7 protein-coding genes and 1 pseudogene are annotated in these 8,592 nt (G+C 64.5%); 7 read left to right on the top strand and 1 reads right to left on the bottom strand.

Annotated features, from left to right (window positions below; genetic code table 11):
* The 3 genes and pseudogenes from C5748_RS21185 to C5748_RS29535 form a co-directional block, all read left to right on the top strand.
* Positions 1-536: lytic transglycosylase domain-containing protein (locus C5748_RS21185; protein ID WP_245581900.1), on the top strand; the 536-nt coding region annotated here is incomplete at its 5' end.
* Positions 537-837: 301 nt separating this feature from the next.
* Positions 838-1,491: pseudogene (locus C5748_RS29540) on the top strand (relaxase/mobilization nuclease domain-containing protein); the annotation flags it as partial.
* 168 nt (positions 1,492-1,659) lie between these two features.
* A complete protein-coding gene (locus C5748_RS29535; RefSeq protein ID WP_280953498.1) occupies positions 1,660-2,892 on the top strand; it encodes a DUF3363 domain-containing protein in 1,233 nt (410 codons plus the stop codon).
* Positions 2,893-2,903: 11 nt separating this feature from the next.
* Here the strand turns inward: C5748_RS29535 and C5748_RS21175 are convergent, their stop codons facing one another.
* Positions 2,904-3,503, bottom strand: coding sequence for a TetR/AcrR family transcriptional regulator (locus tag C5748_RS21175; RefSeq protein WP_105744045.1), 600 nt, complete (start codon positions 3,501-3,503; stop codon positions 2,904-2,906).
* 148 nt (positions 3,504-3,651) lie between these two features.
* Here C5748_RS21175 and C5748_RS21170 point away from each other — a divergent pair, with 148 nt between their 5' ends.
* The 4 genes from C5748_RS21170 to C5748_RS21155 all read left to right on the top strand — a co-directional run bounded on the left by C5748_RS21170 (position 3,652) and on the right by C5748_RS21155 (position 8,583).
* Positions 3,652-4,014 (top strand): DoxX family protein, encoded by a 363-nt coding sequence (locus C5748_RS21170; RefSeq protein WP_105744043.1) that lies wholly within the window; start codon positions 3,652-3,654, stop codon positions 4,012-4,014.
* A 26-nt stretch (positions 4,015-4,040) separates the two neighbouring features.
* Complete coding sequence (locus C5748_RS21165) at positions 4,041-5,462, top strand: MFS transporter (protein WP_105744041.1); 1,422 nt, start codon at positions 4,041-4,043, stop codon at positions 5,460-5,462.
* A 9-nt stretch (positions 5,463-5,471) separates the two neighbouring features.
* The gene (locus C5748_RS21160; RefSeq protein ID WP_105744039.1) at positions 5,472-6,464 is read left to right on the top strand and encodes a LysR family transcriptional regulator; all 993 of its coding nucleotides are present in this window, start codon (positions 5,472-5,474) and stop codon (positions 6,462-6,464) included.
* 130 nt (positions 6,465-6,594) lie between these two features.
* Positions 6,595-8,583: a conjugal transfer protein TraG gene (locus C5748_RS21155; protein ID WP_105744037.1), complete on the top strand. Its 1,989-nt coding sequence runs from the start codon at positions 6,595-6,597 to the stop codon at positions 8,581-8,583.
* Positions 8,584-8,592: the final 9 nt, after the last annotated feature.

Here is an 8,592-nt window from a genome sequence, read left to right as displayed (position 1 = left end):
TGGGTTTCCTCATCCCTCTGCTTGTCCCATCGCACTGTGCTACGACGGGCGTGGGGCCTTTCACCCCACAGGATCGTCACCAGCTTATGCGGGTTCCCACCCCGCCTCCTGGCGCACACCCGCGCGATAACATCCTCGCAGGCACGGCCTATCTGCGCGAGATGTTCGACCGCTACGGCAATGTCGGCGCGATGCTTGCGGCCTATAACGCCGGCCCCGGCCGCTACGACGAGCACCGCGCGACGGGCCGCCCGCTTCCCGCCGAGACACGCGCCTATGTCGCCGCGCTCGCCCCGATCCTTGGCGGCGCGGCTCCATCGGATGCGCCGTTGCAACCACCGGCACCGCCGCCCGACTGGCGCGAGACACCGCTGTTCGTCATGCTCCCGGCCGACACGCGGGCTGCCGCCGCGCCGCCGTCCGAGGTGCAATCAGGCGACGGCCGCGCTGCCGTTCCGGCGCGCGACCCCGCCCGAGCGGAGCCGCAGGACGGCAGCATTTTCGTGGCGAGCGCCAGCGACGCGGGAACGCCATGAGGGCGGCGTTCCCGCGCTCGGCGGCGCTGGTTTCGGCATCCGGTCGGGCAGGTTTGCGCCCGGCAGGAGGGGCAGAAAAGACAGAAAGGGCGGAGGGCAAGATTAAAGAAGACGGCACCATGTCGGGCCGCTTCTGGAAAATGTTGTTGTCTGCACACTGGTTAGGTGGCCGATTCCGGCACCATGGTTTTGAGGGGCCGCGTGCTACGGTTTCGCGCAAAGCCTTGGCTTTGCTGGGTTTTGAGCGGCACCAGAGGCCCATATCGGCCTGTTTTCGGCGGTTTTGGCCGAAGTCGCGCCCATGAGTGCCGATGACGAAAACCGCTTCCGTCCGAAGCCCGGCCGCATCCGATCCGACACGCCGAAGGCTGGCAAGACCAAGAGCTTTTTCACGCAGGTCAAGAAGATCACCCGGCAGCATCAGGCGGCAGCCTCCCGCGATCCTTCCATGCCGTCAGCCGCCCGCCCGTCATCGCCGGGCCGTTCCCGCGCCGTGGTCGCCAGCGGCAAGGGCGTGAAGCGCGGCCGGGGTGCGAGCTTCGTGCGCGCCCGCAACATCTCCGGCCAATGGCATCATCGCCAGCCCGGCAGCCACCGCGTCATCGTCAAGCAGCGCAGCGTCCGGGCCGCGTGGAAGGGTGGCCGCGCCCGCGCGCATCTGCGCTATGTCCAGCGCGACGGCACGTCACGCGACGGCGAGCGGGGCCGGCTCTATTCGGCGACCGAGGACCGCGCCGATGGCGACGCCTTCCTAGAGCGCGGCAAGGACGACCGCCACCAATTCAGGTTCATCGTCTCGCCCGAGGACGGCGCGGAGCTGTCGGACCTCACGGCCTACACCCGCGATTTCATGAAACAGGTGGAAGCCGACCTCGGCACGAAACTCGATTGGGTTGCCGTCAATCACTACAACACCGGCCATCCCCATGTGCATGTTATCGTCAACGGCCGCGACGATACCGGCCGGGATCTAGTCATCAACGGCGACTACCTTTCGGCCGGCCTGCGCGAGCGCGCCAGCGAGCTTGCCAGTCTCGAACTCGGCCCCATCACCGAGATCGAACAAACCCGCAAACTGTCGGCCGAAATCGACCAGGACCGTTTCACCCGCATCGACCGTGCCATGGCCGAAGAAGCCGACGCCCGTTTCCTCGACCTGCGCCATGAACCGGCAGCGCCGAGGCGGCAGTTCGAGCGGACGCTGCGCCTTCGCCGTCTCGGCAAGCTGGAGAAGATGGGGCTGGCGGCCGAGCACGCGCCCGGCGTTTGGGAATTGAGCAAGGACATGGAGCCGGCCCTGCGCGAGTTGGGCGAACGGGGCGACATTATCCGCACCATGCAGAAGGCGCTCGGCCCGCAGGGTGGCGAACGCGATCCCATGAGTTTCCAAATCCATGAAGGAGCGCTAGAGACGCCTATCGTCGGCCGCGTCGTGGACAAGCACCTGTCCGACGAGTTGGGTGAAGACCTGACAATCGTGGTGGACGGGATCGACGGGCGGACGCACCACATCGCGGGCATCGCGCCCGAAAGGCTGGAGGATGCCCGCATGGGCAGCGTCATCCAGATCGGCCCAGCTGAGGCGACGGCCCGGCCGTCCGACCGCACCATCACGGCCATTGCCGAGGACGGCATCTATCGGCCGAGCCGCCATCTAGAGCAGGCGAAATTCGAGGGCCGCGTTCCCGGCGGCGACTATGAGGGCTATGTCGATGCCTATGTCCGCCGACTGGAGGCGCTGCGCCGGGCCGGGATCGTCGAGCGCATCGACGCAGACCAATGGCGCATCCCCGATGATCTGGTGAGCCGCGCCGCCGCCTATGACGCCGGCCATGACCGGCAGGCCAGCGTTCGCGTGCTTTCTCCCATCAATCTGGACAGGCAGATCGGATCGGACGGCGCGACCTGGCTGGACCGGCGGCTGATCCACAGCGAAACGGCCGATCTTGCCCCGGCCGGCTTTGGCCAGCAGGTCCGCGAGGCCATGGATCAGCGCCGCGAGCACCATATCGAACAGGGCGACGCCACCCGAGCGCGGAATGGCCGCATCTTCTATCGGCGCAGCCTTCTCGGCACCCTGCGCGAGCGAGAGGTTGCCCGTGTCGGCGCGGAGATGGCCGAGAGCAAGGGCCTGCCGTTCCGCACCGCCACGGACGGAGAGAACGTGAGCGGCAAGTTCACCGGCACCGTGCAGCTATCGAGCGGCAAGTTCGCCGTTGTCGAAAAGAGCCACGAGTTTACGCTTGTCCCGTGGCGGCCGGTGATCGACCGCCAGCTCGGCCGCGAGGTCATGGGCATCGTGCAGGGCGGATCGGTGTCTTGGCAATTGGGGCGGCAAAGAGGGATCAGCCTATAGCGCACGACACCTCATTTTGACGGCTGTAAGAACCGCCGGATCATCGCTGCAATGAGATTACGGCTTTCATCAAAGTCAACATCGGTCGCAATCAGCGGCAGCATGGGGGCGGCGTAGAGAATGGATACGAGCACCGCGCTGGTCTGATCAGGATCGAAACCCGCATCAACGTCGCCGCGCGCCTGTCCGGCTTTCAGGGTCTCCGACAGGAGTTGCCGCACGCTGTCAGTGTTATCGATCATGATCTTGCGGATGTTCTCGTTTCTGCCTGCCTCTGCAAGCAGCTCGAACGTGATGCGGCAGTGAGCCAGATCGTCCCACCCATTCATGCTCCACAGTTCGGAGAGTAATACCGTCGCCGTCGGCTCGTCTTCGGCATGGGCGTTGAAGTGCGCATGTAGCGTCGTCAGGTACTCATCGGCGATCTGTTCGACGATGGCATCCTTGCTCGGAAAGTAGTGATAGAGATGCCCCGGACTCATCCCCGCTTCCTTGCAGATCATGGAGATCGACGCGCCTTGCAGCCCTTGGCGTAGGAAGCAGCGATGCGCTGCCGCCAAAATCTCTTGTCGCTTACCTTCGTGTTGCTCGGGAACGACCTTGCGAACCATTGGCGCCTCCATTTCGTAGAATGATCGCTCTAATATAGCTTGACCTTGCTGCGATCATAACTAGAGTGATCGCTCAATCTATGATGAATCTTCCGGCTCGTCCACTGTCCGGGCAGGGCAATGGCCGCCGTCGATCCTGCGAGGCAACATGAACAAATCCCTTCCTACCATATCGACCAGCCTAGCTTGGCTTCTGGCAGCCTTCTTCCTGTTCGGCGCTTACGGCAATACCTTCATCTCCGAGGAAAACGCTGCGGCCTATGTGGCTTGGGGCTACCCCGGCTGGTTCCATTACATCACCGCCATTCTCGAGCTCGCGGCCGGGCTGTTGCTCATCCGCGCTGCCACGCGCCCCTATGGAGCCGGCCTTGGCGCGCTGGTGATGGCCGCCGCTTCCCTGACGACACTGGTAAACGCCGACTACGACCACGCGGTCGCGCCTAGCATCGTGCTGTTGGTTTCGCTTGTCGTGTTGAGCCTGTCCTTGGCTGTGCGGCGCACAGCTAACTGAACTTCACCCGTTTCGGAGTACCGTCGATGAATAGCTCACCAACTCCGGCCAGCCCGGCCGATCCCGCAAACGCGCCTGCGGCGCATCTGGACGGGTGGTCCGATCTCCTGTCCGGCCGTCATCTCGCCATCGTTGTGGTCATGGCGAGCGGCGTCCTGCTCTATGCGATGAACCTCTATTTCACCGCCGCGCTGATGCCCTCCATCGTCGCGGATATTGGCGGGCAGCAATATTATGCGTGGGTGACGACTGCCTTCGTCATCTCGGCAATCGTGGCCTCGCTATTCGTCAGCCGTATCCTCGACTGGAAGGGGCCGGCTCTTGCCTATGTTGCGGCGTTCGTCGTCTTCGCGCTGGGCGCAGCGGCCAATGCTGCAAGTCCGACGATGGAACTGCTGATCGTCGGCCGGGTGGTGCAAGGGCTCGGCGGCGGTCTGCTTGCCGGCCTCGGCTATGCGGTTATCCGCGCCGCACTCCCCGAACGCCATTGGGCACGGGCAACCGGCGTCGTGTCGGCCATGTGGGGTTTGGGGACGCTGTTCGGGCCGGCGCTAGGTGGCGTGTTCGCAGAACTCGGCCTCTGGCGCTGGTCCTACGGTGCGCTAGCGGTGGTGTCGCTGCTGTTCGGAATCATCGCGCAGCGCGCGTTCGGCCGCATGGCCGGCTCGGGACATCGTTCGCCCGTTCCCGTTGCCTCTCTCATTCCGCTTGTCCTTGCCACCATCGCTATCAGCCTCAGCGCCATCGTGCCCATAGGCTGGCCAACGCTGGCAATGGTCGGAATCGGCCTCGTGCTGCTCTGGTTGTTCGTCGTCGTGGAGCGGCGGTCCAAGGAAACCATCCTTCCCCACATCACCTATCGGCGTGGCAACTCCCTGAAATGGGTTTATCTCACGGTTGCAGCCCTGAGCGCGGGCGTGATGGTGGAGAACTTCATTCCGCTGTTCGGCCAGCAACTGGCGGGCCTCTCCCCGCTGATCGCAGGATTTCTCGGCGCGGTCTTATCGTTGGCGTGGGTCATTGCTCAGCTTTTCGTGGTGTCGGTCAAGAGTGAGAGCGGCCGCCGCCGGGCCATCCGCGTCGGCCCACTGCTACTGACGGCTGGGCTGATCGCTTATGGGCTTCTACAAGTCTCCGGTGCCGATATTGCGATGGTGCTGATTTGGGCGGCCGTCCTCGCGCTTGCCGGCGTCGGCATCGGACTGGCGTGGCCGCTGTTAGGTGTTGCAGCGATGAGCAGCACACATGATCCCGCCGAAGGAGGCAAGGCTGCTGCTGCGATCACCATCACACAGCTTATAGCTTTCTCGATCACGTCCGCACTCGCCGGCACGCTGATGGCGGCAGGCGGAGAATCTGCGGTGGATTCCGCACGCTATGTTACGCTCGGCATCGCGCTTCTGACCCTATTGGGCATCTTCGCTGCTGGCGTGGCAACGAGAGAGTAGCGAACCGCTATGCGACGGCGGCGTCTGAAAAATGCGCAACCGGATAGATCGTCTCAAATCCTCGGCGGTCGCATTCCCCTGGCGTCACTGATTCAGACGCTCGCCGTCGCCGAGTATCTGAACTTCCGCCACGCCGCCAGCGCGCTCGGCGTGGCGCAATCCAGCGTCAGCGCCCGCGTGAAGGCGCTGGAGGAAGACCTTGGCGTCCTCCTGTTCGAGCGTCATGCTCGGGGCGTGCGACTGACCGAGGCCGGACGCCACTTCGTCGAGCGGATAGCTGCCGGCGTCGATCAGCTTGACCATGCGGTGAAGACCGCAAGCATGACGGCGGCCGGGAAATGGGGACGCCTGCGCATCGGCATCCATGCCCTGATCCCCGGCAGCTTCCTTGCCGATCTGATCGCGCAATACCGGGAAGACCATCCCGGCATCGAGGTCGAGATGACCGAAGGAACGGCCCGCGATGCGGTCATGCAGCTTCGCGCCGACCGGCTGGACGTGGCGTTTGTCGCCGGCACGCCCGATCTGCCCGACTGCCATACTCGCCCGATCTGGACCGAACCGCTGGTGGCGGTGCTGCCGGAACAACATCGCCTTGCCGGGCAGTCGGCAATCACATGGACCGATCTGGCCGGCGAGACCTTCCTTGTCCGCTATGGCGGCACTGGCCCGCAGGTTCATGACCATATCGTGCTGCGCCATGCCGGACGCTGGCCCGCGCCGTCGATCCTGCGCTTCGACGTGGAGCGTGGAACAATGCTGTCCATGGTAGGACAGGGCTTCGGCATAACCATCGTCGGCGCGGCCACGGCGCTGCTGCCGACGACCGGAATCGTCTTCCTACCTTTTGCGGATGAACCAGAGCCGGTTGCCTTTACCGCTGTCTGGTCGCCGTTCAATCGCAGCGCCGCGCTCCGCAACCTGCTCAACCTTGCAGGCCGGATGAACCGTTGGGGCGATTCGTCCGGCCAGTTGCGCGACGGCGACCACTCGGCCGGATAGCGTGAAGGGAATCCGTCCTATTTGCCGCCGATAGTATCCGGCAGCCCTCCAGCAACCGCTTTCCTGTTGCCTATCCCGATTTTGCCTACTCTCTGATCGGCTCCGTCTCTTTTGCCGACTGGAGCCTGCATTGCGCGGAGGCCGAATCCTTTGGGGTCAGATCGCTGTCGTCTTCACCATCGTTCTGGTGATGACGTGGGCGGCGACGCAATGGGTTGCTTTTCGTCTCGGCTTCCAGCCGCAGCTTGGAGCACCATGGTTCGAGCTGGCGGGCCTGCCGGTCTATTATCCGCCGGCCTTCTTCTGGTGGTGGTTCTCGTTCGACGCCTACGCGCCCGCGATCTTCGTCGAGGGCGGCATCATCGCAGTATCGGGCGGCTTTATCGCCATCGCCGCCGCCATCCTCATGTCGATCATCCGGGCGCGGGAGGCGCGCAACGTCGCCACATACGGCTCCGCGCGATGGGCCGAAGACAAGGAAATCCGCGCTGCCGGATTGCTCGGCCCCGATGGCGTCCTGCTCGGGCGATACGACCGGGACTATCTGCGCCATGGTGGCCCCGAGCATGTCCTATGCTTCGCCCCGACGCGCAGCGGCAAGGGCGTCGGGCTGGTGGTCCCGACGCTGCTGACATGGCCGGCTTCCGCCATCGTCCACGACATCAAAGGCGAGAATTGGACGCTGACAGCGGGCTTTCGCGCGAAGCATGGCCGTGTGCTGCTGTTCGATCCCACGAACGCCAGATCGTCCGCCTACAATCCGCTGCTCGAAGTCCGGCAAGGCGAATGGGAAGTCCGCGACGTGCAGAACATCGCGGATATTCTGGTGGACCCGGAAGGCAGCCTCGACAAACGCAATCATTGGGAAAAGACCAGCCATAGCTTGCTGGTCGGCGCGATCCTGCATGTTCTCTATGCGGAGAAGGACAAGACCTTGGCGGGCGTCGCCAACTTCCTGTCCGATCCGCGCCGCCCGGTCGAGGCAACCTTGCGCGCCATGATGGACACGCCGCATCTCGGCGAGGCTGGCGTTCATCCCGTCATCGCGTCGTCGGCCCGCGAGCTGTTGAACAAATCCGAGAACGAACGGTCGGGCGTGTTGAGCACCGCCATGTCGTTTCTCGGCCTCTACCGCGATCCCGTGGTAGCGCGCGTCACGGCGCGCTGCGACTGGCGCATTGCCGATCTGGTCGGCAGCCGCCAGCCCGTCACGCTCTATCTGGTCGTGCCGCCGTCCGACATAAACCGCACCAAGCCGCTTATCCGCCTGATCCTCAACCAGATCGGCAGGCGGTTGACCGAGGAATTGACCACCTCCGGCACGCGCCATCGGCTGCTGTTGATGCTGGACGAGTTTCCGGCGCTCGGCAGATTAGATTTTTTCGAGTCCGCCTTGGCTTTCATGGCGGGCTACGGCCTCAAAGGCTTTTTGATTGCGCAGAGCCTCAACCAGATCGAGCGCGCCTATGGCCCGAACAACGCGATCCTCGACAACTGTCATGTCCGCGTCAGCTTCGCCACGAACGACGAAAGGACGGCGAAGCGTGTTTCAGACGCATTAGGCACCGCGACCGAGCTACGCGACTCCACCAACTACGCAGGGCACCGCCTCGCGCCGTGGCTCGGGCATTTGATGGTATCGCGGCAGGAGACGGCCCGGCCGCTGCTGACGCCGGGCGAAATCATGCAGCTTCCGCCCACCGATGAAATCGTGATGGTTGCGGGCACGCCGCCGATCCGCGCGACCAAGGCCCGCTATTTCGAGGATGCGCGGTTTCAGGAACGCATCCTGACCCCGCCCGATCTGGTCGCCGCTCCGCTGGCACCCAGCCCATCCGCCGATGATTGGTCCGGCCGCGTGGTCGCGGCGGAAAGCCGTTCCGCGACCGACGCGGCAGACGGGACCGAGGGCGATCCGGCCAATGCCGGCATCCGCCGCGAGCCGGAATTGCCCGAGCATGAGGCAATCGCCGCCCCGCCGCCAGCGCCCGAACAGGAGTTCGAGTTTCTGGACGACGAGCCGGACGTTGACGCGGCCAAGGCCCGCGCCATGCGCCAGCGCATGAGGATGGTCGCGCGGCAGGTCGCCATGAACCCCGATGATGGAATCGAGCTTTGAGGACACGCC

This window comes from Phyllobacterium phragmitis (assembly GCF_002980495.1).
Classification (GTDB): Bacteria; Pseudomonadota; Alphaproteobacteria; order Rhizobiales; family Rhizobiaceae; genus Paramesorhizobium; species Paramesorhizobium phragmitis.
This window is presented reverse-complemented; position numbering and strand designations above follow the sequence as displayed.

Bases quoted from the DNA above. Each gene is read 5' to 3' on its own strand.
- C5748_RS29535 (WP_280953498.1), top strand. From the start codon at position 1,660: ATGGCCGAAGAAGCCGACGCCCGTTTCCTCGACCTGCGCCATGAACCG.
- C5748_RS21175 (WP_105744045.1), bottom strand. From the start codon at position 3,503: ATGGTTCGCAAGGTCGTTCCCGAGCAACACGAAGGTAAGCGACAAGAG.
- C5748_RS21170 (WP_105744043.1), top strand. From the start codon at position 3,652: ATGAACAAATCCCTTCCTACCATATCGACCAGCCTAGCTTGGCTTCTG.
- C5748_RS21165 (WP_105744041.1), top strand. From the start codon at position 4,041: ATGAATAGCTCACCAACTCCGGCCAGCCCGGCCGATCCCGCAAACGCG.
- C5748_RS21160 (WP_105744039.1), top strand. From the start codon at position 5,472: ATGCGACGGCGGCGTCTGAAAAATGCGCAACCGGATAGATCGTCTCAA.